This window comes from Pseudomonas sp. NFACC37-1 (assembly GCF_900101575.1).
GTDB lineage: Bacteria > Pseudomonadota > Gammaproteobacteria > Pseudomonadales > Pseudomonadaceae > Aquipseudomonas > Aquipseudomonas fluorescens_AA.
Map to the genome: position 1 here is coordinate 119,194 of NZ_FMUZ01000013.1, position 23,015 is coordinate 142,208.

At 59.7% G+C, this 23,015-nt stretch carries 23 protein-coding genes; 13 read left to right on the forward strand and 10 right to left on the reverse strand.

All coding sequences use genetic code 11. The features are described 5' to 3' along the window. Positions 1–9: 9 nt before the first annotated feature. The 5 genes from BLP82_RS15865 to trpE all read left to right on the forward strand — a co-directional run bounded on the left by BLP82_RS15865 (position 10) and on the right by trpE (position 5,306). The gene (locus BLP82_RS15865; protein WP_092169715.1) at positions 10–834 is read left to right on the forward strand and encodes an ABC transporter permease; all 825 of its coding nucleotides are present in this window, start codon (positions 10–12) and stop codon (positions 832–834) included. 203 nt (positions 835–1,037) lie between these two features. After that, entirely contained in the window at positions 1,038–2,186 is a 1,149-nt protein-coding gene (locus BLP82_RS15875; RefSeq protein WP_092169723.1) for an iron-containing alcohol dehydrogenase, read from the forward strand. Between the two features lie 78 nt (positions 2,187–2,264). Continuing rightward, the gene (gene rpe / locus BLP82_RS15880; protein WP_092169726.1) at positions 2,265–2,939 is read left to right on the forward strand and encodes a ribulose-phosphate 3-epimerase; all 675 of its coding nucleotides are present in this window, start codon (positions 2,265–2,267) and stop codon (positions 2,937–2,939) included. Then, positions 2,936–3,754, forward strand: coding sequence for a phosphoglycolate phosphatase (locus BLP82_RS15885; protein WP_060740372.1), 819 nt, complete (start codon positions 2,936–2,938; stop codon positions 3,752–3,754). Before rpe ends, BLP82_RS15885 begins: the two co-directional genes overlap by 4 nt. A 70-nt stretch (positions 3,755–3,824) precedes the next feature. Beyond that, positions 3,825–5,306, forward strand: a complete 1,482-nt coding sequence (trpE, locus tag BLP82_RS15890; protein ID WP_092169730.1) for an anthranilate synthase component I — start codon at positions 3,825–3,827, stop codon at positions 5,304–5,306. 188 nt (positions 5,307–5,494) lie between these two features. On the opposite strand, the gene estP is transcribed toward trpE, so the two are convergent. Further along, a complete protein-coding gene (gene estP, locus BLP82_RS15895; RefSeq protein ID WP_092169734.1) occupies positions 5,495–7,402 on the reverse strand; it encodes an esterase EstP in 1,908 nt (635 codons plus the stop codon). Between the two features lie 409 nt (positions 7,403–7,811). Here estP and BLP82_RS15900 point away from each other — a divergent pair, with 409 nt between their 5' ends. Genes BLP82_RS15900 through BLP82_RS15915 form a run of 4 tightly spaced genes read left to right on the forward strand, consistent with a single transcriptional unit; the run spans position 7,812 to position 11,002 of the window. After that, the gene (locus BLP82_RS15900) at positions 7,812–8,405 is read left to right on the forward strand and encodes an aminodeoxychorismate/anthranilate synthase component II (protein WP_060740375.1); all 594 of its coding nucleotides are present in this window, start codon (positions 7,812–7,814) and stop codon (positions 8,403–8,405) included. A 9-nt stretch (positions 8,406–8,414) separates the two neighbouring features. After that, a complete protein-coding gene (gene trpD, locus BLP82_RS15905) occupies positions 8,415–9,464 on the forward strand; it encodes an anthranilate phosphoribosyltransferase (protein ID WP_092169738.1) in 1,050 nt (349 codons plus the stop codon). After that, on the forward strand, positions 9,461–10,297 hold the full coding sequence (gene trpC, locus BLP82_RS15910; RefSeq protein WP_092169742.1) for an indole-3-glycerol phosphate synthase TrpC: 837 nt from the start codon (positions 9,461–9,463) through the stop codon (positions 10,295–10,297). The genes trpD and trpC overlap by 4 nt, the downstream gene beginning before the upstream one ends. 3 nt (positions 10,298–10,300) lie before the next feature. Beyond that, positions 10,301–11,002 (forward strand): lipoate--protein ligase family protein, encoded by a 702-nt coding sequence (locus BLP82_RS15915; RefSeq protein WP_092169747.1) that lies wholly within the window; start codon positions 10,301–10,303, stop codon positions 11,000–11,002. Here the strand turns inward: BLP82_RS15915 and crp are convergent. Next, complete coding sequence (gene crp, locus BLP82_RS15920) at positions 10,999–11,643, reverse strand: cAMP-activated global transcriptional regulator CRP (RefSeq protein WP_003206128.1); 645 nt, start codon at positions 11,641–11,643, stop codon at positions 10,999–11,001. The two genes, BLP82_RS15915 and crp, sit on opposite strands and share 4 nt — an antisense overlap. Before the next feature lie 236 nt (positions 11,644–11,879). Here crp and BLP82_RS15925 point away from each other — a divergent pair, with 236 nt between their 5' ends. Beyond that, complete coding sequence (locus BLP82_RS15925; protein WP_003206127.1) at positions 11,880–12,302, forward strand: OsmC family protein; 423 nt, start codon at positions 11,880–11,882, stop codon at positions 12,300–12,302. A gap of 106 nt (positions 12,303–12,408) precedes the next feature. Here BLP82_RS15925 and coq7 read toward each other — a convergent pair whose 3' ends face one another. From coq7 to hemJ, 6 genes are all read right to left on the reverse strand, one after another. After that, positions 12,409–13,056: a 2-polyprenyl-3-methyl-6-methoxy-1,4-benzoquinone monooxygenase gene (gene coq7 / locus BLP82_RS15930; protein WP_092169751.1), complete on the reverse strand. Its 648-nt coding sequence runs from the start codon at positions 13,054–13,056 to the stop codon at positions 12,409–12,411. Positions 13,057–13,131: 75 nt separating this feature from the next. Further along, entirely contained in the window at positions 13,132–13,470 is a 339-nt protein-coding gene (locus BLP82_RS15935; RefSeq protein WP_072405750.1) for a histidine triad nucleotide-binding protein, read from the reverse strand. 82 nt (positions 13,471–13,552) lie between these two features. Continuing rightward, a complete protein-coding gene (locus tag BLP82_RS15940) occupies positions 13,553–14,341 on the reverse strand; it encodes an SDR family NAD(P)-dependent oxidoreductase (RefSeq protein WP_092169758.1) in 789 nt (262 codons plus the stop codon). A gap of 62 nt (positions 14,342–14,403) precedes the next feature. Next, on the reverse strand, positions 14,404–15,366 hold the full coding sequence (locus tag BLP82_RS15945) for a DUF805 domain-containing protein (protein ID WP_092169761.1): 963 nt from the start codon (positions 15,364–15,366) through the stop codon (positions 14,404–14,406). Positions 15,367–15,417: 51 nt separating this feature from the next. Then, positions 15,418–16,386, reverse strand: a complete 969-nt coding sequence (locus BLP82_RS15950) for an NAD(P)H-dependent flavin oxidoreductase (RefSeq protein ID WP_092169766.1) — start codon at positions 16,384–16,386, stop codon at positions 15,418–15,420. 35 nt (positions 16,387–16,421) lie between these two features. Beyond that, on the reverse strand, positions 16,422–16,853 hold the full coding sequence (gene hemJ, locus BLP82_RS15955; RefSeq protein WP_003206117.1) for a protoporphyrinogen oxidase HemJ: 432 nt from the start codon (positions 16,851–16,853) through the stop codon (positions 16,422–16,424). Between the two features lie 134 nt (positions 16,854–16,987). Here hemJ and argC point away from each other — a divergent pair, with 134 nt between their 5' ends. Then, positions 16,988–18,022: an N-acetyl-gamma-glutamyl-phosphate reductase gene (gene argC, locus BLP82_RS15960; protein WP_060740384.1), complete on the forward strand. Its 1,035-nt coding sequence runs from the start codon at positions 16,988–16,990 to the stop codon at positions 18,020–18,022. A gap of 155 nt (positions 18,023–18,177) precedes the next feature. Then, on the forward strand, positions 18,178–18,528 hold the full coding sequence (erpA, locus tag BLP82_RS15965) for an iron-sulfur cluster insertion protein ErpA (protein WP_003177727.1): 351 nt from the start codon (positions 18,178–18,180) through the stop codon (positions 18,526–18,528). Between the two features lie 69 nt (positions 18,529–18,597). On the opposite strand, the gene BLP82_RS15970 is transcribed toward erpA, so the two are convergent. Next, complete coding sequence (locus BLP82_RS15970; RefSeq protein ID WP_092169770.1) at positions 18,598–19,689, reverse strand: anhydro-N-acetylmuramic acid kinase; 1,092 nt, start codon at positions 19,687–19,689, stop codon at positions 18,598–18,600. 3 nt (positions 19,690–19,692) lie between these two features. Then, positions 19,693–21,111, reverse strand: a complete 1,419-nt coding sequence (locus BLP82_RS15975; RefSeq protein WP_092169774.1) for a peptidoglycan DD-metalloendopeptidase family protein — start codon at positions 21,109–21,111, stop codon at positions 19,693–19,695. 212 nt (positions 21,112–21,323) lie between these two features. On the opposite strand from BLP82_RS15975, the gene tyrS reads away from it, so the two are divergent. After that, on the forward strand, positions 21,324–22,523 hold the full coding sequence (tyrS, locus tag BLP82_RS15980; protein ID WP_092169778.1) for a tyrosine--tRNA ligase: 1,200 nt from the start codon (positions 21,324–21,326) through the stop codon (positions 22,521–22,523). Positions 22,524–23,015 lie beyond the last annotated feature (492 nt).

Below are 23,015 nucleotides of genomic sequence, written 5' to 3' on the forward strand. Positions count from 1 at the left end.
GAGATCGAAATGCTGAGTCCTTACATGTCTCCCGTCGAACGGGTGTGGTTCTACACCTTGCGCACGCTCTGCGGGCTGATCCTGTTGTTCCTGATCCTGCCGGTGCTGGTGATCATTCCGCTGTCGTTCAACTCCGGCAGTTTCCTGGTGTACCCGTTGCAAGGTTTCTCGCTGCAGTGGTACCACGATTTCTTCGCCTCGGCCGAATGGATGCGGGCGCTGAAAAACAGCATCATCGTGGCGCCGGCGGCGACGTTGCTGGCGATGATCTTTGGCACGCTGGCGGCCATCGGGCTGACCCGTGGTGACTTCCCGGGCAAGGCGCTGGTGATGGCCCTGGTGATTTCGCCCATGGTGGTGCCGGTGGTAATCATCGGTGTGGCCAGCTATCTGTTCTTCGCACCGCTGGGGTTGGGCAACAGTTTCCTCTCGCTGATCGTGGTCCATGCCGTACTGGGTGTACCGTTCGTCATCATCACGGTGTCGGCGACCTTGCAGGGGTTCAATCACAACCTGGTCCGCGCCGCCGCCAGCCTCGGGGCTTCGCCCCTGACGGCGTTTCGTCGGGTTACCCTGCCGTTGATCGCCCCGGGCGTGATCTCCGGGGCCCTGTTCGCTTTCGCGACGTCGTTCGATGAAGTGGTGGTGACCCTGTTCCTGGCCGGTCCCGAGCAGGCAACGTTACCCCGGCAGATGTTCAGCGGCATTCGCGAAAACCTCAGCCCCACCATCGCCGCGGCGGCGACGCTGCTGATTGCCTTCTCGGTGATCCTGCTGCTGACCCTGGAGTGGTTGCGTGGGCGTAGCGAGAAGTTGCGCACGGCCCAGGTATAACGTCTTACATGGATCCAGTGTGGGAGCGGGCTTGCTCGCGAATGCGGTGTGCCAGTCGACATAAATGTTGAATGTGCCGCCGTATTCGCGAGCAAGCCCGCTCCCACAATGGGGTTGCGGTGTATTCATAAGCTGAATAGCAGACAACCCCCAATACCGAGCTATTCTTGTGCCAGCCCACACTCGAACAAGAGGCCGCGCACATGAGTCTTTCCTCATTCAAGATCGCCCATAAACTGATCACCGGTGCCGCTGCCATCGAGCAACTGGCCGCCGAGTTGACGCGCCTGGACGTCGACAACCCGCTGATCGTGACCGATGCGGCGTTGGTCCAGTCCGGCACCGTGGAGCTGGCCCTGCAACATCTGGGCGGACGCGACTACGAGATTTTCGACCGGGTCATGCCGGACCCGGAAATCGCTATCGTCGAGGATTGCATGCAAGCCTACCGCGACGGTGGTCATGATGGCCTGATCGGCTTGGGCGGCGGCAGTGCCATCGACATCGCCAAGTGCGTGGGCGTCTATGCCGGGTACCACGGTGAGTTGCAAGATATGTTCGGCGTCGATCAGGTGCCGCGCAAAGGCCCGCCCATGATTGCCATCCCCACCACAGCCGGTACCGGTTCGGAAGTCACCAACGTGGCGATCCTCTCCGACAAGGCCGCGCAACTGAAAAAAGGCATCGTCAGCGATTTTCTGTTGCCGGACGTGGCGCTGGTCAGCCCACAGATGACCCTCACGTGCCCCCGTGGCGTAACGGCGTCCAGTGGTGTCGACGCGCTGGTCCATGCCATCGAGGCCTACCTGTCGCTCAATGCGTCGCCGATCACCGACGCCCTGGCTATCGGTGCAGTCAAGCTGATCAGTCGGGCGTTGCCCAAGGCCTATGCCAACCCCGCCCATCTGCAGGCCCGTGAGGACATGGCCACGGCCAGCCTGATGGCCGGCATGGCCTTCGGCAATGCCGGGGTTGGCGCGGTGCACGCGCTGGCCTATCCATTAGGTGGGCGCTTTCACGTTTCTCACGGCGTCGCCAATGCATTGTTACTGCCGTACGTCATGGCGTGGAACAAAATGGCGTGCGTCGAGCGCATGCGTGACATCGCCGAAGCCATGGGTATCAGGACTGGCCACCTGAGCGATATGGAGGCCGCCGACGAAGCCGTGGAAGCCATGGTTGCCTTGTGCGCCGCCGTGGAAATCCCCCAGGGCCTGAGTAGCCTGGGCGTGACCGAGGACGTGATTCCCTCCATGGCCCTGGAGGCCGTGGGGATCGAGCGGTTGATGCGCAACAACCCACGCAAGCTGACCGCCAGCGACATCGAGAAGATCTACCGCGCGGCGTATTGATCGACGGTCACGGTGGGCGCGCCAAATCTTGAGGTATACAATGCGCGCCATCGTGATTTCGCTCAAAACAGGTGCGTCATGCAGCCCTTCGCTATTGCTCCGTCGATTCTCTCCGCCGACTTCGCCCGCCTGGGTGAGGAAGTGGACAACGTTCTGGCCGCCGGGGCCGACATCGTGCACTTCGATGTCATGGACAACCACTACGTACCCAACCTGACCATCGGCCCGATGGTCTGCGCGGCGCTGCGCAAGTACGGCATCACCGCGCCGATCGACGCGCACCTGATGGTCAGCCCGGTGGACCGCATCGTCGGTGACTTCATCGAAGCCGGTGCCACCTACATTACCTTCCACCCTGAAGCCACGCTGCACATCGACCGCTCCCTGCAGTTGATCCGCGAGGGCGGTTGCAAGGCCGGCCTGGTGTTCAACCCGGCGACGCCCCTGGACGTGCTCAAGTACGTGATGGACAAGGTCGACATGATCCTGCTGATGAGCGTCAACCCTGGCTTCGGCGGCCAGAAGTTCATCCCGGGCACCCTCGACAAGTTGCGCGAAGCCCGGGCACTGATCGATGCCTCGGGGCGTGACATCCGCCTGGAAATCGACGGCGGCGTGAACGTGAACAATATCCGTGAAATCGCCGCGGCCGGCGCCGACACGTTCGTCGCGGGCTCGGCGATCTTCAACGCCCCCGACTACAACGAGGTGATTGCAAAAATGCGCGCCGAACTGGCCCTGGCGCGCCCATGAGCGGCTTCGAGCAGTTGTTCCCCGGCAGCTTGCCGCGTCTGGTGATGTTCGACCTCGATGGCACATTGGTCGATTCGGTTCCGGACCTTGCGGCGGCCGTGGACAGCATGCTGCTCAAGCTCGGGCGTCCGTCCGCCGGCATTGATTCGGTGCGTCACTGGGTGGGCAACGGTGCGCCCATGCTGGTACGCCGGGCCCTGGCCAATCACATCGATGCCCAGGGCGTCGATGACGCCGAGGCCGAGCGGGCGCTGGAGCTGTTCAACGAAGCCTACGAAGGCAACCACGAGCTGACGGTGGTCTACCCCGGCGTACGCTCCACGCTCAAGTGGCTGAAGAAGCAGGGCGTGGAAATGGCCCTGATCACCAACAAGCCGGAACGCTTCGTTGCGCCGCTGCTGGACCAGATGAAAATCGGCCGCTATTTCCGCTGGATCATCGGCGGCGATACCTTGCCACAGAAAAAACCTGACCCGGCCGCGCTGTTCTTCGTGATGAAAATGGCCAACATCCCGGCCTCCCAATCCTTGTTCGTCGGCGACTCGCGTAGCGATGTGCTGGCGGCCAAGGCGGCAGGGGTCAAATGCGTGGCGCTGAGTTACGGCTACAACCACGGCCGGCCCATCGCCGAAGAGTTTCCGACGCTGGTGATCGATGATTTGCGCCTGTTAATTCCCGGTTGCCTGGACCCGGCCGCTGAGATAACGTTGCCCGACGCTGTTCAATCCTCTTCTGGAAACGCCATCGTGGTGGTCACTCGCAAACTCTGGATGAAAGTCATGAAGGCCCTGGCCCGCTGGCGTTGGCGCGCCTGATGTGATCCTGGCCGGTTATCCGGCGCGTTTGCATACCTGACTGTCAGCTCCTCTTGCCACGAGGCACCCCATGATCCGCGAAGAATTCCTGCGTCTAGCCGCTGCCGGCTACAACCGCATCCCCCTTGCCTGCGAAACCCTGGCCGACTTCGACACGCCGCTGTCGATCTACCTCAAGCTGGCCGACCAGCCCAACTCCTACCTGCTCGAATCGGTACAGGGCGGGGAAAAATGGGGCCGTTATTCCATCATCGGCCTGCCGTGCCGTACGGTGCTGCGGGTCCATGACCATCGCATCAGCGTGACCCATGACGGCGTCGAAATCGAAAGCCTCGACGTCGAAGACCCGCTGGCATTCGTCGAAACCTTCAAGGCCCGCTACAACGTGCCGACCATTCCTGGCTTGCCGCGCTTCAACGGTGGCCTGGTGGGGTATTTTGGCTACGACTGCGTGCGCTACGTGGAAAAACGCCTGGGCACCTGCCCGAACCCCGATCCCCTGGGCGTGCCGGATATCTTGCTGATGGTCTCCGACGCCGTCGTGGTCTTCGATAACCTCGCCGGCAAGATGCACGCCATCGTCCTGGCCGACCCGTCCCGGGAAGATGCCTACGAGCAAGGTCAGAAAAGCCTGCAGGCGCTGTTGGAAAAACTCCGTCAGCCGATCACGCCGCGTCCGGGCCTGGACTTCAGCAAGCAGTCGGCGGCCGACCCGGTGTTCCGTTCCAGTTTCACCCAGGACGATTACGAGCGCGCCGTCGATACCATCAAGGAATACATCCTCGCCGGCGACTGCATGCAGGTGGTGCCGTCGCAACGGATGTCCATTGATTTCAAAGCCGCGCCCATCGATCTCTACCGGGCGCTGCGCTGCTTCAACCCGACGCCCTACATGTATTTCTTCAACTTCGGCGACTTCCACGTCGTCGGCAGTTCGCCCGAAGTGCTGGTGCGGGTCGAAGACAACCTGATCACCGTGCGACCGATCGCCGGCACTCGCCCTCGTGGCGCCACGGAGGAGGCCGACCAGGCGCTGGAAGAAGACCTGCTGTCGGACGACAAGGAAATCGCCGAGCACCTGATGCTGATCGACCTGGGGCGCAACGATACCGGGCGGGTCTCGGAAATTGGTTCGGTGAAACTCACCGAGAAGATGGTCATCGAGCGCTATTCCAACGTGATGCACATCGTCTCCAACGTCACCGGCCAATTGAAGGCCGGGCTGACGGCCATGGATGCCTTGCGGGCGATCCTGCCGGCGGGCACCTTGTCCGGCGCGCCAAAAATCCGGGCAATGGAAATCATCGACGAACTGGAGCCGGTCAAGCGGGGGGTGTACGGCGGGGCCGTGGGTTATTTCGCCTGGAACGGCAACATGGACACCGCCATTGCCATCCGCACCGCGGTCATCAAGAACGGCGAACTGCATGTGCAGGCCGGCGGCGGCATCGTCGCCGACTCGGTGCCGGCATTGGAATGGGAAGAAACCCTGAACAAACGCCGGGCGATGTTCCGCGCCGTGGCACTGGCCGAGCAGACCTCGAACGACTGAGGGCCTCCAACAACTGTGGCGAGGGAGCACGCCCCCGCTAGGTTGTAGGAGCTGCCGAAGGCTGCGATCTTTTGATCTTTCGCTTGAGACTCAAGCGTTTGGAGAAAGATCGCAGCCTCGTTGCACTCGACAGCTCCTACGGCCCAGCGGGGCAAGCTCCCTTGCCACAGGTCTTTCAGGCAGCTTGATCAGAAGTCCAGGCTGACGCCCAGGCTCACCCCTTGCTGGGTCAGGTCATCATCCTTGCGCAATGTATAACCGCCCCGCAGCGCCAAGTCGTTGGTCAACTTGTGGCTGACCCCCAGGCTCAGGCGGTTCAGGTGGCTCTGTGGCGTGTAGCCTTCCAGGGTGAAGTCGTTGGCTGGCAGGCTGTTGAGGGCGATGTTGACCTTTTGCGTGTCGTCTTCGTACTCGCGCTCGTGGGCATATTCGCCAAACACCTGGGTCTGCCGGGTGATGTTGTATTTGCCCTGCAAGCCAATGCCCAGGCGTTTCGAGTCGCGGGTCTGGTCATCGAAGGTCAGGGCCGTGGAGCGGTTGCTCTTTTCCGAGTAGCCATCGACTTCCACCTTCGCATAGTCAGCGCTGATAAACGGCGAGAGGTGCCATTCGCTGCCCGGCTGGGCAATGTCGTAGCCCACCCGCGTGCTGAATGCCCAGAGATGGCCGTCGGTGTCGCCTTTCTCTTGCGCTTCGTTGACGCCCAGGTCGAACTTGCGTTCCAGGCTGTCGTAGTCGAGCTTGCCGCCAGTCAGTGCCGCATCGGCCCACCAGCGGTTTTGCTGGAACTGGGCGAAGGCGGTGGCCAGGTAGCTGTTGAGCTTGTACTTCGAGTCGTCGTGGCCTGCTTCCATGTCCTGGCGGTAGAGACCGGCGGCGACACCTATGCGCCAAGCCTCGTTGAGGCGATAGCTGCCGCCGACGTTGAGGCTGTAGCCGCTGCCGTCGGCGCTGGCGCCGCTGCCCTGGCTGTCCATGTCCAAGTGCTGGCCGCCACCTGCCACGATGGCTCTCCACTGGCCGACCGCCTGCCAGTCCTCCCAGTCCGATTGCCACTGGCTGCGCAACTCATCCTGGTGGGCACGCAGGGTCGAGTGGGCCATTTCCGGCAGCAACGTCAGTTCCCAGGGCGCCGCGAGCAGGGAATAGGCGTAGTCGGCGATCAACTTTTGCCCGGTTTCGGTTGGATGGACCGCGTCGTTGTAGATCAGCTTGCTGGGATCCGGCGTGGCACTGTTGATGCCATAGGTGGCGTTTTCCGTGCAGCCGTTGCCGCTGAAGCAGGTAGCGGTCAGGTTCTCCCCGGTGGCGAGGCCGAATCTTGCCGGATCGGCGAAGCTTTCCTTCAGCAAAAGCGGAATGTTCAGTGGAATGATTTCAGCGTCGATGCCTTGCAGGCGTGTGATCAGTTGTTGGTTGAACTGATTGCCCAACTGCGAAAAGGTGTCCTGCAAGGGGCCGCCGTTGAGGGCCGGCGTCAGGCCCAGGTCGGGCAACAGCCAGACCATCACATAGCGGGCACCGGCCGTTTGCAACACCTGGACACTGTCGGCCAGGCGGTCCGCGGCGGCGTTCGCTTGCGCGGTATTCAATACCCGGCCTTGAAGGAAGTCGTTACCGCCACCGGAAAGGTAATACAGCGCATTCGGATCGGCCCGCAGGCCATTGGACTGCAGGTAGCCGGGACGGCTGCGCTCGCCGGTGTCGGATACACCGGTGATCGATTCGAGGATCTGGTCGGTACGATAACCGCCCACCGCCCAGTTATTGCCGTCTGCCAGCCCTTGGTCGGCGCGGACCGCCGAGGTGGAGGCGGCGGTCTCGTCGGCGGAATAGCCCAGGCGCCCGCCGAGCAGTTGGGTGGAGTTGGCCGAATAGGCTTCACCGCTGCCGTCCGTGTAGATCGGACCGGTTCGGTTGGTATAGCGCTCGGTCGAGCCGGGTGGGCCATTCGGGTCGGCGAACTGGCCTGCGTCGTTGAGGCTGTCGCCGAACACAATGAATTTGGAGTACGGGTTGGGGGCGGCGCTCGCCTGGGCGCAGGCCATCGCCAGCAGGCAACCGGCAATCGGTACGAACAACGTCTTTTTGATCATGGGAAAATCCGTTTTTATTTTTTTGTTGTTAGAAAACGAAACGACAGTACCAAAAACTTTCGGCATTTTGCCATCTATCCGGAACGTCGCGATTGTTTCAAAGCCCTTCGGGAACGGTCATATTGCGTGCTCCGCCCAGCTAAGCTACTGTGCCGGAACGTATGAACGAGACTTCCCCTGTGTCGATTGCCAGCAAACTTCTGGATCAAATGATCAAGGCACACGCCCGTTGGCGTTGGCGCGCCTGAACATTCTCCGCCGGCTTCGCCGGACCTGTACCGATTTGCCTTCTTTACCCGCTGTAGAACCGCTTCGCCGGGGCATCAACCGCCTCGCCAAGCGCAGCAGCGTGCGGGTCACTCTCTGAAGGCTGTGTTTAAAGTCAGTGAATTCAATAGGTTGCTTAGCCATGTTGCTGATGATCGATAACTACGACTCTTTTACCTACAACGTTGTGCAATACCTTGGCGAGCTGGGCTCCGAGGTCAAGGTCGTGCGCAACGACGAACTGACCATCGCCGAAATCGAAGCCCTCAAGCCTGAGCGCATCGTGGTTTCCCCCGGGCCATGCACGCCGACCGAAGCGGGCATTTCCATCGATGCCATCAAGTATTTCGCCGGCAAGCTGCCGATCCTGGGCGTCTGCCTGGGGCATCAGTCGATCGGCCAAGCGTTCGGTGGCGATGTCGTGCGTGCGCGACAAGTCATGCACGGTAAGACTAGCCCGGTATTCCACGAGGACAAGGGCGTGTTCGAGGGACTGAATCGTCCGCTTACCGTAACCCGCTACCACTCTTTGATCGTCAAGCGCGAAACGCTGCCTGATTGCCTGGAGTTGACGGCCTGGACCCAGCTTGAAGACGGTTCGGTCGATGAAATCATGGGGCTGCGCCACAAGACATTGAACATCGAGGGTGTGCAATTTCATCCCGAGTCTATTCTCACCGAGCAGGGCCACGAGCTGTTCGCCAACTTCCTCAAACAAACCGGCGGCACGCGCTAAGGACTTTTCATGGATATCAAGACAGCCCTGAGCCGTATCGTCGGCCATCTCGACCTGAGCACCGACGAGATGCGCGACGTGATGCGCGAGATCATGACCGGCCAATGCACGGATGCGCAGATCGGTGCGTTCATGATGGCCATGCGCATGAAGAGCGAGAGCATCGATGAAATCGTCGGCGCCGTGTCGGTGATGCGCGAACTGGCGGACAAGGTCGAACTCAAGACGCTGGACGGTGTGGTCGATGTGGTCGGCACCGGTGGTGATGGCGCCAATATCTTCAACGTTTCCACCGCCTCGTCGTTTGTGGTCGCGGCGGCCGGGTGCACCGTTGCCAAGCATGGCAACCGCGCGGTCTCAGGCAAGAGCGGCAGTGCCGATTTGCTGGAGGCCGCCGGCATCTACCTGAATCTGACGCCGATTCAAGTGGCGCGTTGCATCGACAATGTCGGCATTGGTTTCATGTTTGCCCAGACCCATCACCGTGCCATGAAACACGCCGCCGTGCCGCGCCGTGACCTGGGCCTGCGTACGCTGTTCAACATGCTCGGCCCGCTTACGAATCCGGCCGGCGTGAAGCATCAAGTGGTTGGGGTGTTCAGCCAGGCGTTGTGCCGGCCATTGGCCGAAGTCCTGCAGCGCCTGGGCAGCAAACACGTGCTGGTGGTTCATTCGAAGGATGGCCTGGATGAATTCAGCCTGGCGGCGCCCACATTCGTGGCCGAACTAAAAAATGATCAGATCAGCGAGTATTGGGTCGAACCTGAAGACCTCGGCATGAAAAGCCAGAGCTTGCATGGCCTGGCGGTCGATGGCCCGGCCCAGTCGCTGGAGCTGATCCGCGATGCCCTGGGGCGCCGCAAGACCGAGAATGGCCAGAAAGCCGCCGAGATGATCGTGCTCAATGCCGGTGCTGCGTTGTACGCCGCCGACCACGCCAGCAGCCTCAAGCAAGGCGTGGAACTGGCCCATGACGCACTGCACACTGGCCTGGCCAGGGAGAAACTCGAAGAGTTGGGTGCATTTACCGCCGTATTCAAAGTGGAGAACGAAGGATGAGCGTGCCAACGGTTCTGGAAAACATCCTGGCTCGCAAGGCCCAGGAAGTGGCTGAGCGCCGCGCGCGTGTCAGTCTGGCCGAGCTGGAAAACCTGGCGCGTTCAGCGGATGCGCCGCGCGGTTTTGCCAAGGCGCTGATCGATCAGGCCAAGAAAAAACAGCCGGCGGTCATTGCCGAAATCAAGAAGGCCTCTCCCAGCAAAGGCGTGATTCGTGAACACTTCGTTCCGGCCGACATCGCACGGAGCTATGAGAAAGGCGGTGCGACGTGCCTCTCGGTGCTGACCGACGTCGACTTTTTCCAAGGGGCCGATGACTACCTGAAGCAGGCGCGGGCGGCGTGCAAGTTGCCGGTGATCCGCAAGGATTTCATGATCGACCCGTACCAGATCGTCGAGGCGCGTGCGCTGGGCGCCGATTGCGTGCTGTTGATCGTCTCTGCCCTGGATGACGTGAAAATGGCCGAACTGGCGGCCGTGGCCAAGAGTGTCGGGCTGGATGTCCTGGTGGAAGTCCATGATGGCGACGAGTTGGAGCGAGCCCTGAAAACCCTCGATACCAAACTGGTCGGCGTAAACAACCGCAACCTGCACACGTTTGAAGTCAGCCTGGAAACCACCCTGGACCTGTTGCCTCGCATCCCGCGTGATCGCTTGGTCATCACCGAAAGCGGAATCCTCAACCGGGCCGATGTCGAGTTGATGGAAGTCAGCGACGTGTACTCGTTCCTGGTGGGCGAGGCGTTCATGCGGGCCGAGAACCCGGGTACTGAACTGCAGCGACTGTTCTTTCCTGAACGAGGCCTGCCGGTGAGCGGCTCGACGCTGGACTGATCCATGTCGCCTGTGATTTCCCTTACCGTCGAAGCTGGCCTGCAAGCCGAACAGGATCTGTTGGCCAGTATCTGCGCGGGCGACGCCGAGTTCGGCCTGCTGTTCTGGCAGCCCAATGACCGCGCGCTGGTCATGCCGCGCCGCTTGAGTCGGCTGCCGGGGTTTGAACACGCCAGTGAAGTATCGGCCGCCCAAGGCTGGCCAGTCCTGCTGCGTGAAACCGGTGGTGAGCCGGTGCCGCAATCGGCCGCTACCGTCAATATCGCCCTGGTCTACGCGCCACCGCGCAGCGAAGGCGACCACGGCCGCATCGAAACCGGATATCGCCGGTTGTGCGACCCTATCTGCCAATTGTTGGATGAATTGGGCGGGGTGGCTTCGCTGGGAGAAGTGGACGGGGCTTTTTGCGACGGGCGCTTCAACGTCAACCTCGACGGCCGGAAAATGGTCGGCACCGCTCAGCGCTGGCGCCAAAGCAAGGGGGGGCAACGTCCGGTGGGTCTGGTGCATGGCGCGCTTTTGCTGGAGAACGAGCGCGAGTCCATGGTCGCGGCAGTCAATCGCTTCAATGAGGCCTGTGGCCTGGAGCAGCGAGTGCGTGCAGAGAGCCACATTGCCTTGCGTGAAAAATTCCCGGCGCCTCACGCACTGGAGCGACTCGAGGCGCTGTACCGGGAATTACAGACCCAACTGCTGGGGGCTTAACGCGTTCCGAACACCACCATGGTCTTGCCTTTGACGTTGACCAGGTTGCGCTCTTCCAGGTCCTTGAGTACGCGACCGACCATTTCACGCGAGCAACCGACAATCCGGCCAATCTCCTGGCGGGTCACCTTGATCTGCATGCCGTCCGGGTGGGTCATGGCATCGGGCTGCTTGCACAGCTCCAACAGACAACGTGCGACACGTCCGGTGACGTCGAAAAATGCGAGATCGCCGACCTTGCGGGTGGTATTGCGCAGGCGCTGTGCGATTTGTCCGCTGAGGACGTAAAGAATGTCCGGGTCTTGCAGGGACAGTTCTCGGAATTTGGCGTAGCTGATTTCCGCAACTTCACATTCAATCTTGGTTCGCACCCAGGCACTGCGTTCCTGTTCCTTGCCCGCCTGTTCGAACAAGCCCAGCTCACCGAAAAAATCTCCGGAATTGAGGTAGGCGATGATCATTTCCCGACCGTCATCATCTTCTATCAGGATAGTGACCGAGCCCTTGATGATGAAAAACAGCGTCTCGGAACGATCTCCCGCACAAATGATGTTGTGCTTGGCTGGGTAGCGGCGGCGCTGGCAATGCATCAAAAGCTTGTCGAGATTCTTGATCTTGAACGTGGGAGTAATGGCAACCATGGTTGTATCCCGAAAGACTGCGCGGTGTGGTGGTTTGGTTTTTTTTATGAAGGCGAATAGCTATCGCTAAAAGCTGGCCATACGCCAGCGAGTTGGCGCCAGCTTAACAGAGGCGTCCTTAATAGATTTGAGAATTTACCTACAGGCCGACAGGACGGGGCTCCTAAGACGAAGAGCGGTCATGGCGAAGCGCTGTGCTAAGCTGGCGACCCTTTTTTAACAGTGGAGTCTTGGCGATGAAGGCACGCATCCAATGGGCTGGCGAAGCCATGTTCCTCGGTGAGTCAGGCAGTGGTCATGTGGTCGTCATGGACGGCCCGCCAGAGGCCGGTGGTCGGAACCTGGGTGTTCGGCCGATGGAAATGCTCCTGTTGGGCGTCGGCGGGTGCAGCAATTTCGACGTGGTCAGCATTCTTAAAAAGTCCCGCCAGGCCGTCGAAAGCTGCGAAGCGTTCCTGGAAGCGGAGCGTGCCACCGAAGATCCAAAAGTATTTACCAAGATCCACATGCATTTCGTGGTGAAGGGGCGAGCCCTGAAGGAAGCCCAGGTCAAGCGGGCCATTGAGCTGTCCGCCGAGAAATACTGCTCGGCTTCGATCATGCTCGGCGCCGCCGGCGTCGAAATCACCCACGATTATGAAATCATCGAATTGGGTTGAATCGATCTCGATGGCGAAGCCCGCAACTTGCCGCGTTGAAATCCTGAGCTATTGAAAAAGGCGACTACCGCTGGAAGTCGCCTTTTTCATTGGTGTTGCAATGGCGTCAAATTCGATAAGTGCTCTTGGTCATGACCTTGGCCAGCAGGCTCATGCCGAACTTCACCGGCGCCGGAAAACGGAAGCCGCCGGCGTCAAGCGCACTTTCGGCATGGTGTTCTTCATCCACGCGCATCTGCTCGAGGATCGCCCGGGACTTTTCATCCTCGGCCGGCAGTTGCTCCAGGTGTTCGTTCAAGTGCTTGCACACCTGATGCTCGGTCGCGGCAACGAAGCCGAGGCTGACTTTATCGCTGATCAGGCCGGCGACGGCGCCGATCCCGAATGACATCCCATAGAACAGCGGGTTCAGGATGCTGGTGTGGCTGCCCAACTGGCGAATTCGTTGTTCACACCAGACCAGATGGTCGATTTCTTCCTCGGCGGCGTGTTCCATTGCCTCACGCACCTGGGGCAGCTTCGCTGTCAGCGCCTGGCCCTGATACAGCGCCTGGGCACAGACTTCGCCGGTGTGGTTGATACGCATCAGTCCGGCGACGTGGCGGGTTTGCTCGTCACTCAGTTGCGCGTCCGGCTGCACGATAGCCGGTGATGGGCGGTACGGCTGGCCACTGAAGGGCAGCAGCGTGCGCATCGCGGTATCGGCTTGCAGCAACAGACGGTCAATCGGCGAGTAGTGACGTTGGGTAGTCATGCTTACCTCCGGGAAAAATCACAGCGGCCAGTTTAACCCAATCGGCCGCCGAAGATTTGCGTTGGGTCAGGGGTATCAGCCCGGCGGCCAGTGCATCTGGCGCTGACCCAGCACATGCATATGAATGTGATAGACCGTCTGCCCACCCAGTTCATTGCAATTCATCACCACGCGAAAACCTTCTTCACAGCCCAACTCCAGCGCCAGGCGCTGGGCAGTGAACAGAATGTGCCCGGCCAGGCCCTTGTCTTCTTCGGTGAGGTCATTGAGCGTACGGATCGGTTTTTTCGGAATGACCAAAAAATGCACGGGTGCCTGCGGGGCGATGTCGTGGAAGGCCAGTACCTGGTCATCCTCGTAGATGATCTTTGCCGGGATTTCCCGGTTGATGATCTTGGTAAACAGGGTATCCACAGCTGTTTTCTCCATTGGGTTCGTCGAGGTCCGATGTCATGAAGGCTCCGGTTGAGGCGCCTGGTTGTTCAACGTGAAGGGATCAGCGCGGGCAATAAGCCTTGTTGATCATGCCGGCGATGCTCCGCACCAGCCATCGCGACCCCAATCGTGGCAGTGCGGCCAGCCAGCGATTGCGGCGTCCGGGAATGATGATGGCGCGGTTCTTGTCCAGTGCGCGTACGGCGTACAGGGCAACTTCCTCCGGGCTCATCAGCCACTTGCTGTCGATGAGTTTCTGTTCGTCCATCTGCGCCCTGGCGAAAAAGCCGGTCCGGGTCGGGCCAGGGCAAAGCACCGAGACCTTGATCGCGCATTTTTTCAGTTCAACTCGCAGGGCTTCGGAGAAGTGCAGTACATAGGCCTTGCTGGCGTAGTAAGTACTCATCCAGGGGCCGGGTTGGAATGCGGCGATCGAGGCAACGTTGAGGATCTGCCCGCCGCCGAGCAGCGCCATGCTATTACCGATGGCGTGACAAAGCCGTGTCAGGGCGAGGATGTTGACTTCGATCAGGTCCTGCTCGGTCATCCAGTCCTGGCCCAGGAACGGCCCGCTGGTGCCGATGCCGGCACAATTGACAAGCAGATCGATCTGCCGCTCGCCTTCCTCCAGTTCCAGCAGAAAGCCTGAAAGCCTCAGCGGTTCGCCCAGGTCACAGGCCCGGAACAATACTTCCACGCCAAACCGCTGAGTCAGTTCGATTGCAATACTTTCCAGCCGATCACGCTGTCGAGCCACCAATATCAGATTGCGGCCGCGCCGGGCCAGCGCTTCGGCCATGGCCAGGCCGATACCGCTGGAAGCGCCGGTGATCAGTGCGTAACGGGTCATGCAGTTCTCCATCGCAACAGCCCGCCGCCAGTCGACTGGGCTGTCACCGGCATGAAGCGTGCTTATTGTTCCTCTTCTTCATAGTCTACAGAAGGTGAAGCGGGCTCGGCTGCTTCGACGGCGGGTTCTTCAGAGGCTTCATTGCTGTATTCACTGCTTTCATAGCTGCTCAGGCTGCTGCTGTCGTAGTCCTCCTGAAGGGCCCCGAAGATGCCGGCAAAGGTGGCCATGAAAATCAGGACGATCATCACCAGCCAGAGCGAGGCCAGCAATTTGACCGCTGTGGTATTGCGCGGCGGCGGAGGACCGTACTGGTTTGCGCCGGTATTGCCCGGAGCGATGATGAGGATGAAGGGGAAGATGCTGCCCACGAATGGAACCAGGTTGATCAGCCACAGCCACCCCGACCAGCCGAGATCATGCAGGCGCTGGACGTTGAACTGGATGCTCACGAAGGCAAAGGCAAGGACGACGACTGCGGCGAGCAGGCCGCCGACGATGAGGCCCGCGACCGAGTCGGAAGCCAGCAGCCAGGCCGTGGACAGCCAGAAGCCTATGCCGACCAAGGGCAGTAGGGCCAGGGTCAATACCATGGTCCAGGCCAGGTAGCGTAGACGGCCGATACGCCCGTCGAAGCTGAAGGGCTTGAGTGTGCCGTACTCGGCAAGCGCTTCACCGACTTCCGCGCGGGGAGGCGCGTATGGCGAGACGGGCTCGACGATCGAATCGGGATGGCGTCCACTCGGTTGCCGTGGTGCCTCCTGTACCTCGCCAAGGTTCAATTGGACGACGGGTTCGGCTTCGATCCTGGCATCGATTCCGCTCTTGTTGAGCGCTTCCAGGTACTGCTGCGCCTCACTCTGGGACAGGTTGCTTTTGAGGGCTACCTTGCGACCGGTGAACAGCCGTTCAATGGCGCTGACATCGCTTTTGAACAGCTCGGCGAGGTTGAGCTTGGCGGTGGTGGTATCGACGCCCGGCATCAGGCCGCCGTCGAATACGATGTTGAAACGGGTTTCGCTCATGCCTGGCATCCTTGTCTCTAAAAGTTGATGAGTTGTTTTGTTCAGGCTGATTCAGCGGGGCCATTGCCCGCCAAGCTGCGTCGCCCGGGCTTGTGCCTGACGGTATTCTTCATCCAGGCGTGCCACCAACTGATCGACGCTGGGCAAATCATCGATTTCACCCACGCCCTGGCCAGCGGACCATACGGTTTTCCAGGCCTTGGCTTCATCGTTCAGCGGTTTGAGTTTCGAGCCGAAATCCACCTGGCCTTTGTTCTGCAGGGCGGCCAGATCGAAACCGGCGTTCTCCAGGCTCTGGCGCATGAAACTGGCCGGTACCCCGGATACAGCGGGAGTATGCACGATGTCTGCGGCTCTGGATGTGAGCAACATCTCTTTATAAGCGTCAGGTGCGTGGCTTTCGCTCGTACCGATAAAGCGCGTACCGAAGTAGGCCAGATCCGCGCCGAGCAATTGTGCGGCCAAGATCTGATGGCCGTGGTTCAGGCATCCTGCCAGCAGCAGGGTCTTATCGAAAAACTGCCGGATCTCGGCAATCAGTGAAAACGGGCTCCAGGTCCCGGCGTGCCCACCTGCGCCAGCAGCAACGGCGATCAAGCCATCGACACCGGCTTCGGCGGCTTTCTCGGCATGCCGTCGGGTCGTCACGTCATGGAACACCAGGCCGCCGTAACCGTGAACCGCGTCCACCAGCTCTTTCACCGCCCCCAGGCTGGTGATGACAATCGGCACCTTGTGTTCGATGCAGATGGCCAGGTCGGCCTGAAGTCGCGGATTGCTGTGATGGACAATCAGGTTTACCGCGTAGGGCGCCGGGTTTTCCAGGGTTGCCAAGCCGGCTTCGATTTCTTCCAGCCAGGCCTTGAAGCCGCTGCTTTCGCGCTGGTTCAACGCCGGAAAGCTGCCGACAATGCCATTGCGGCAGCAGGCCAGCACCAGTTGTGGAGTGGAAATCAGGAACATTGGCGCCGCCACAACGGGCAGTCGCAAGCGTTGTTCAAGCAGTGCGGGCAACGACATTGGAAGGACCCCGGATAATGGATGCTGATTGGAGGTTAGAACGGTCGGACGACGACCAGAATTACGATAGCCAGCAATATCAGAACCGGCACTTCATTGAACCAGCGATAAAAGACATGGCTGCGGGTGTTTTCGCCACGGGCGAAGCGTTTTACCTGGGCGCCGCACATATGGTGGTAGCCGATCAGCAGCACGACCAGGGTCAACTTGGCGTGCATCCAGCCTCCCTGGGTGAAGTAGGCGCCGGCATTGAGGCTGAGCAACCAGATGCCGAATACCAAGGTGGCAATCATCGCCGGGCCCATGATGCCGCGGTACAGCTTGCGCTCCATGACGCTGAAGCGCTCTTTGCTGACGCTGTCTTCGCTTTGGGCGTGATAGACAAACAGGCGAGGCAGGTAGAACAGGCCGGCGAACCAGCAGACCATGCTGACAATGTGAAGTGCTTTGAGCCACAGATAGAGCATTTTTAGTTATTCCTCGATTCACGGTAGCTCGATAGTAGAGGTTAGAGCGGCCACACGTCACCTTGACGGTTGTCGCCACGCCCTGCGGCCCCTATCATCGACGGCTTTCCAGTGGGTTCGTTGAGGGCAGGTTTATGGTCAAGGTCGGTATCGTCGGCGGCACGGGTTACACCGGTGTCGAACTGCTGCGTCTTCTGGCACAGCATCCGCAGGCTGAGGTGGTGGTCATCACCTCCCGATCCGAGGCCGGCCTGGCCGTCGCCGACATGTATCCGAACCTGCGCGGCCATTACGACGGCCTGGCGTTCAGCGTTCCGGACGTCAAGACCCTCGGTGCCTGCGATGTGGTGTTCTTCGCCACGCCCCACGGTGTCGCCCACGCCCTGGCCGGTGAACTGCTGGCCGCCGGGACCAAGGTGATCGACCTGTCGGCGGACTTCCGTCTGCAGGACGCCGATGAGTGGGCCAAATGGTACGGCCAACCTCACGGTGCGCCGGAGTTGCTCGAGGAGGCGGTCTACGGCTTGCCGGAAGTCAATCGCGAGAAAATCAAGCAGGCTCGACTGATCGCCGTACCGGGTTGCTATCCGACCGCGACACAGTTGGGCTTCTTGCCGTTGCTTGAGGCCGGTCTTGCCGATACTTCGCGTCTGATTGCCGACTGCAAATCCGGGGTCAGCGGCGCCGGGCGTGGCGCCAGTGTCGGCTCGCTGTATTCCGAGACGTCGGAAAGCATGAAGGCGTACGCGGTCAAGGGGCATCGCCACCTGCCGGAAATTCGCCAGGGGTTGCGCCGGGCTGCGGGCAAGGACGTCGGCCTGACCTTCGTGCCGCACCTGACGCCGATGATTCGTGGCATCCACTCCACTCTTTATGCGACCGTCGTCGATCGTTCGGTGGACCTGCAGGCATTGTTTGAAAAGCGTTACGCCAACGAACCGTTTGTCGATGTAATGCCCGCTGGCAGCCATCCAGAGACCCGTAGCGTGCGCGGTGCGAACGTTTGCCGGATCGCCGTGCATCGCCCACAGGACGGTGACCTGGTGGTGGTATTGTCGGTCATCGATAACCTGGTCAAGGGCGCGTCCGGCCAGGCGGTGCAGAACCTGAACATCCTGTTTGGGCTGGATGAGCGCCTGGGCCTGTCCCATGCGGGGATGTTGCCGTAACGGCAGTTAAAAGCTGCAAGCTTTAAGCTACAAGCTTGCAGCCTTTAACTTGTAGCTTGCCGCTGCTCTTCAAATAGTTGACCGATTTTGTAGGAGAAGCGGATAATGCCCGCCATCACGCATTATGGCGGCGTAAGCGCCGGGAGATATTCAGCATGAGCGTCGAAACCTTCACCCCCACGGCTTTGCAATTCACCCACGGTGCTGCGCACAAGGTGAAGAGCCTGGTCGATGAAGAGGGCAATGATCGTTTGAAGCTGCGCGTATTTGTTACGGGTGGCGGTTGTTCCGGTTTCCAGTATGGCTTCACTTTCGATGAGGAAGTGGCCGAAGACGACACCATCGTCGAGCGCGAAGGGGTCAGCCTGGTGGTCGATCCGATGAGCTTCCAGTACCTGGCAGGTGCCGAGGTGGATTATCAGGAAGGTCTGGAAGGGTCGCGTTTCGTGATCAAGAACCCTAACGCCACCACGACCTGTGGGTGCGGTTCTTCGTTCTCGATCTGAGATAGCTCCAATAAAAAACGCCGCAGTGCCTTACGGCCCTGCGGCGTTTTTTTGTCCGTAATCCTGATCTCAGGCCGGGTAGATGGCGCCGAGTACGCGCAAGCCACGGGCGCCAGTGACACTCGGCCGATTGCCTGGGATACCTTCGAGGCAGCAATGGGCGAGCCAGGCGAAAGCCATGGCTTCGACCCAGTCCGGGTCTACGCCATACACCGCCGTACTGCTGACTTTGGTATCCGGCAGCAACTCAGCCAGGCGCTTCATGAGCGCCTGGTTGTGCGCGCCACCGCCGCAAATCAGCAACTCCTGGGTATTCGATTGGGCATGCTGCAGTGATTCGACGATGGTCAGGGCGGTCAGTTCGAGCAAGGTCGCCTGTACGTCTTGCGGGGCGAAGGTTGGCAACTGCGACAAATGCCGGCTCAGCCAAGGCAGGTTGAATACCTCACGGCCGGTACTTTTCGGCCCCTTGGTGACGAAGAAAGGATCGCTGAGCAGTGCCTTGAGCAGGGCTGGCTCGACTTTCCCGCTGGCAGCCCATTGGCCGTCACGGTCGAAGGGGTCGCCTCGTTGTTGATGTATCCAGGCATCGAGCAAGACGTTGCCTGGACCACAGTCGAAACCGGCTACAGGTTTTGCGGGCTCTATCAGGCTGAGATTGCTGAAGCCGCCAATATTCAACACGGCACGATTACCAGCTCGTTCTTCGAACAGTGCTTCGTGAAACGCCGGTACCAGTGGGGCGCCTTGTCCGCCAGCGGCGACATCACGGCTGCGGAAATCGCTGACGACGGCGATGCCGGTCAATTCGCTCAACAGGGCCGGATTGCCGATTTGCACGGTAAACCCACGGGCTGGTTCATGGCGGATGGTCTGGCCGTGGCTGCCAATCGCCGCGATGTCTTCAGGCTTGAGCTTCTGTTCGTCGAGTAGGGTACGGATACCCTGGGCGGCCAGCTTTACCCAGCTTTGCTGGGCAATGGCGGAGCGGGCGATTTCATCGGGCCCGCTGCTGCACAGTTCGAGTAATTCGGCGCGCAGGGCGGCGGGCATGGGGATGTAGTGCGTGGCAATCAATTCGATTGCCGGGGCCAGTTCGATCAGTGCGATATCCAAGCCATCCAGGCTGGTCCCGGACATCACACCGACATAGAGCGCCATGGCTTAGCGCTTGCTCGAGGCCAGCATGGTGGCTTTCTCTTGATCCATGCGAGCCATCAAGGGTTGGCTTTGCGCCAGGAAGCGCGCGCGCTCGCCCTTGGCGATCGGATCGGCCATCGGCAACTTCTGGCCAAGTGGATCGACATGGACGCCGTTGACCTGGAACTCATAGTGCAAGTGCGGGCCGGTGGACAGCCCGGTGGTGCCGATGTATCCGATCACCTGGCCTTGCTTGACGGTGCCGCCAGTCTTCACGCCTTTGGCGAAGCCCTGCATGTGGCCGTACAGCGTGCGATAGGTATTGCCGTGCTGGATGATCACGGTATTGCCATAACCGCCGCGACGTCCGGCCAGCAATACCTTGCCGTCGCCGGCCGCCTTGATGGGCGTACCACGGGGGGCAGCGTAGTCGACACCTTTGTGGGCGCGGATCTTGTTCAGGATCGGATGCTTGCGGCCGGCGGAGAACTTCGAGCTGATGCGGGCGAAGTCAACCGGTGTACGGATGAATGCCTTGCGCATGCTGTTGCCGTCGGCGGTGTAGTAGCTGCTGTTGCCTTGTTTGTTGGTGTAGCGCACCGCGGTGTATGTCTTGCCGCGGTTGGTGAAGCGCGCGGAAAGGATCGGGCCGTTGCCGACGCTCTTGCCATTGACCACTTTCTGCTCATAGATGACGTCGAATTCGTCACCCTGGCGAATGTCCTGGGCGAAGTCGATGTCGTAGCCGAAGACGCTGGCCATGTCCATGGTCAGGCTATGGGAAAGGCCGGCGCGCGCAGCGGACTGGGACAATGAACTGTTGATGACACCATGGACGTAGGCCGAACGAACGGTAGGCTTGGCGGTGACGCGGTTGAATACATAACCCTTGTCATTTTTGGTCAGGGTAATGCTTTCCAGGTCGCTCAGCTTGGTGTGCAGATTGTTCAGCTGTCCGTCTGGATTGAGTTCGAATTCGAGTTTCTGGCCGCGTTGCAGTTGAGTGAATTGCTTGGCTTGCTTGTCGCTGGCCAGGATTTCGTGAACCGATGTGGAGGGCAGGCCAACCTTTTCGAAGAGGGTGGAAAGCGTGTCGCCCTTGGCAACAATCACTTCGCGATGTTCCGGTCCTTTCTTTTCCTCCACGACAGGCGCTTCTACCGGAGCGGCGGCCTGGGCAGTGTCTTCCGGGCTGTTTTCAATCTGCGCAAAAGGAGAGGCGGCCGGTTCGTTTGTGGCTTGAACGGCTTCGGTGGCGTCTTGTTCTTGTGTCAGTTGTTCAGCAGGGCTTTCCAGTTCAAGACTCAGGGTCGTCTTTTTGGCTTCAACATCGCTGGAGGGAAACACCAGGAGCGCCAGGCTTAGGAGGGCTGCGATGCCACTGGCGGCAAGCAGGTGGGTCTTTGGGTAAAGCGGCGGCGCTTTAGACGGTTCTGTGGTCATAAGTAATTTTGACTTTTGAAAAGATGAATTGGAAAAGATGAATGACATGATGAAGATGAAATAACTGTATAAAATATAACCAAAACCCCTGCGAAGCAAGCCCGTGAACGCTCTGTTCTGTGGATTGGCGTCCGTGCGCCGGGCAAACCTTGTATTTGGTGCGCGATCTTGTATGGTTGGGGCCCTTTGAATCTGAGCCTTACGGGTCTGTTATGAAGTCGGTTGAAGAGCAGCTAGCGCTGATCAAACGTGGTGCGGAAGAACTGTTGGTCGAGTCCGAGCTGATCGAAAAGCTCAAGCGCGGGCAGCCGCTGCGTATCAAGGCTGGCTTCGATCCGACGGCGCCCGATCTGCACCTGGGTCATACCGTGCTTATTAATAAGCTGCGCCAGTTCCAGGATCTGGGGCACCAGGTCATCTTCCTTATCGGGGACTTCACCGGCATGATCGGTGATCCGAGCGGGAAGAGTGCGACGCGCCCACCTCTGACTCGCGAGCAGGTTCTCGATAATGCCGAGACCTACAAGACTCAGGTTTTCAAGATTCTTGATCCGGCCAAGACCGAAGTGGCATTCAACTCCACTTGGATGGATCAGATGGGACCGGCGGATTTCATTCGCCTGACGTCCCAGTACACCGTGGCTCGCATGCTCGAGCGCGATGATTTCGACAAGCGCTATACGACCAATCAGCCAATCGCCATCCATGAGTTCCTCTATCCGCTTGTTCAGGGTTATGACTCGGTCGCCTTGCGCGCAGATGTTGAGCTTGGCGGTACCGACCAGAAGTTCAACCTGTTGATGGGGCGTGAGCTGCAGCGTGGTTATGGTCAGGAGGCGCAGTGCATCCTGACCATGCCATTGCTGGAAGGTCTGGATGGCGTGAAGAAGATGTCCAAGTCGTTGGGCAACTACGTGGGCATCCAGGAGGCGCCGGGCGTCATGTACAGCAAGCTGGTCTCCATTCCTGATGTGCTGATGTGGCGTTACTTCGAGTTGTTGAGCTTCCGGTCCATGGATGAGATCAATGCATTCCGTGCGGATGTAGAGGCTGGGGCCAATCCGCGGGACATCAAGATCAAGCTGGCTGAAGAGATCGTTGCGCGTTTCCATGGTGAGGAGGCTGCGGCCAGTGCTCATCGTGCGGCGGGTAATCGTATGAAGGATGGCGAGCTGCCGGATGATCTGCCAGAGATCGAGTTGACTGCTGTCGAGAGCATGCCAATTGCCGCGGTCCTTAATAAGGCTGGCTTGGTCAAGAATGCGGCGGTGGCTCGAGATCTCCTGGGGTCCGGTGGTGTGCGTATAGATGGTGAGGTTGTGGATCGCACCTATATATATGAGCTGGGTTCTACTCATGTATGCCAGGCCGGTAAGAAAGCTTTCGCACGTATTACGCTGAAATCTGAATAAAGCGAAATTAAGGGTTGACGGCAGATTCTGGAAGTCTATAATTCGCCCCACTTCCGGCGCAGTCGAAACGGAAAACTCCTTGAGATTCAACGAGTTAAGTAGGTTTCGAAGGCGCAGGGCTTCAGTTCATCGAAGTCCGGAAGGAGCAGGTAGAGCGGTGTTGTTTGGCTCTATGTGCGGTTCGATCTTCTCGGTCGAAAGCGGTGAAAAAGAGGTGTTGACAGCAGCGAGTAACGCTGTAGAATTCGCCTCCCGCTAACGAGAGATCGGAAGCGCAAGTGGTTGAAGTTGTTGAGGTTTCCGAAGCGAAACTTTGAAAACTTCTTAAAATAACCGCTTGACAGATACACGGGGCGCTGTAGAATGCGCGCCTCGGTTGAGATGAAAGGCTCAGCCAACCGCTCTTTAACAACTGAATCAAGCAATTCGTGTGGGTGCTTGTGGAGTCAGACTGCTAGTCAACAGATTATCAGCATCACAAGTTGCTCCGCG

Excerpts from the sequence above, each read along its gene's own strand:
- BLP82_RS15940 (WP_092169758.1), bottom strand. The coding sequence starts at position 14,341 with ATGACCCGTTACGCACTGATCACCGGCGCTTCCAGCGGTATCGGCCTG.
- trpE (WP_092169730.1), top strand. The coding sequence starts at position 3,825 with ATGATCCGCGAAGAATTCCTGCGTCTAGCCGCTGCCGGCTACAACCGC.
- BLP82_RS15950 (WP_092169766.1), bottom strand. The coding sequence starts at position 16,386 with ATGTCGTTGCCCGCACTGCTTGAACAACGCTTGCGACTGCCCGTTGTG.
- argC (WP_060740384.1), top strand. The coding sequence starts at position 16,988 with ATGGTCAAGGTCGGTATCGTCGGCGGCACGGGTTACACCGGTGTCGAA.
- BLP82_RS15925 (WP_003206127.1), top strand. The coding sequence starts at position 11,880 with ATGAAGGCACGCATCCAATGGGCTGGCGAAGCCATGTTCCTCGGTGAG.
- BLP82_RS15945 (WP_092169761.1), bottom strand. The coding sequence starts at position 15,366 with ATGAGCGAAACCCGTTTCAACATCGTATTCGACGGCGGCCTGATGCCG.
- trpC (WP_092169742.1), top strand. The coding sequence starts at position 9,461 with ATGAGCGTGCCAACGGTTCTGGAAAACATCCTGGCTCGCAAGGCCCAG.
- tyrS (WP_092169778.1), top strand. The coding sequence starts at position 21,324 with ATGAAGTCGGTTGAAGAGCAGCTAGCGCTGATCAAACGTGGTGCGGAA.
- rpe (WP_092169726.1), top strand. The coding sequence starts at position 2,265 with ATGCAGCCCTTCGCTATTGCTCCGTCGATTCTCTCCGCCGACTTCGCC.
- hemJ (WP_003206117.1), bottom strand. The coding sequence starts at position 16,853 with ATGCTCTATCTGTGGCTCAAAGCACTTCACATTGTCAGCATGGTCTGC.
- BLP82_RS15915 (WP_092169747.1), top strand. The coding sequence starts at position 10,301 with ATGTCGCCTGTGATTTCCCTTACCGTCGAAGCTGGCCTGCAAGCCGAA.
- BLP82_RS15865 (WP_092169715.1), top strand. The coding sequence starts at position 10 with ATGCTGAGTCCTTACATGTCTCCCGTCGAACGGGTGTGGTTCTACACC.
- estP (WP_092169734.1), bottom strand. The coding sequence starts at position 7,402 with ATGATCAAAAAGACGTTGTTCGTACCGATTGCCGGTTGCCTGCTGGCG.
- coq7 (WP_092169751.1), bottom strand. The coding sequence starts at position 13,056 with ATGACTACCCAACGTCACTACTCGCCGATTGACCGTCTGTTGCTGCAA.
- BLP82_RS15900 (WP_060740375.1), top strand. The coding sequence starts at position 7,812 with ATGTTGCTGATGATCGATAACTACGACTCTTTTACCTACAACGTTGTG.
- trpD (WP_092169738.1), top strand. The coding sequence starts at position 8,415 with ATGGATATCAAGACAGCCCTGAGCCGTATCGTCGGCCATCTCGACCTG.
- BLP82_RS15875 (WP_092169723.1), top strand. The coding sequence starts at position 1,038 with ATGAGTCTTTCCTCATTCAAGATCGCCCATAAACTGATCACCGGTGCC.
- BLP82_RS15975 (WP_092169774.1), bottom strand. The coding sequence starts at position 21,111 with ATGACCACAGAACCGTCTAAAGCGCCGCCGCTTTACCCAAAGACCCAC.
- BLP82_RS15885 (WP_060740372.1), top strand. The coding sequence starts at position 2,936 with ATGAGCGGCTTCGAGCAGTTGTTCCCCGGCAGCTTGCCGCGTCTGGTG.
- erpA (WP_003177727.1), top strand. The coding sequence starts at position 18,178 with ATGAGCGTCGAAACCTTCACCCCCACGGCTTTGCAATTCACCCACGGT.
- BLP82_RS15970 (WP_092169770.1), bottom strand. The coding sequence starts at position 19,689 with ATGGCGCTCTATGTCGGTGTGATGTCCGGGACCAGCCTGGATGGCTTG.
- crp (WP_003206128.1), bottom strand. The coding sequence starts at position 11,643 with ATGGTTGCCATTACTCCCACGTTCAAGATCAAGAATCTCGACAAGCTT.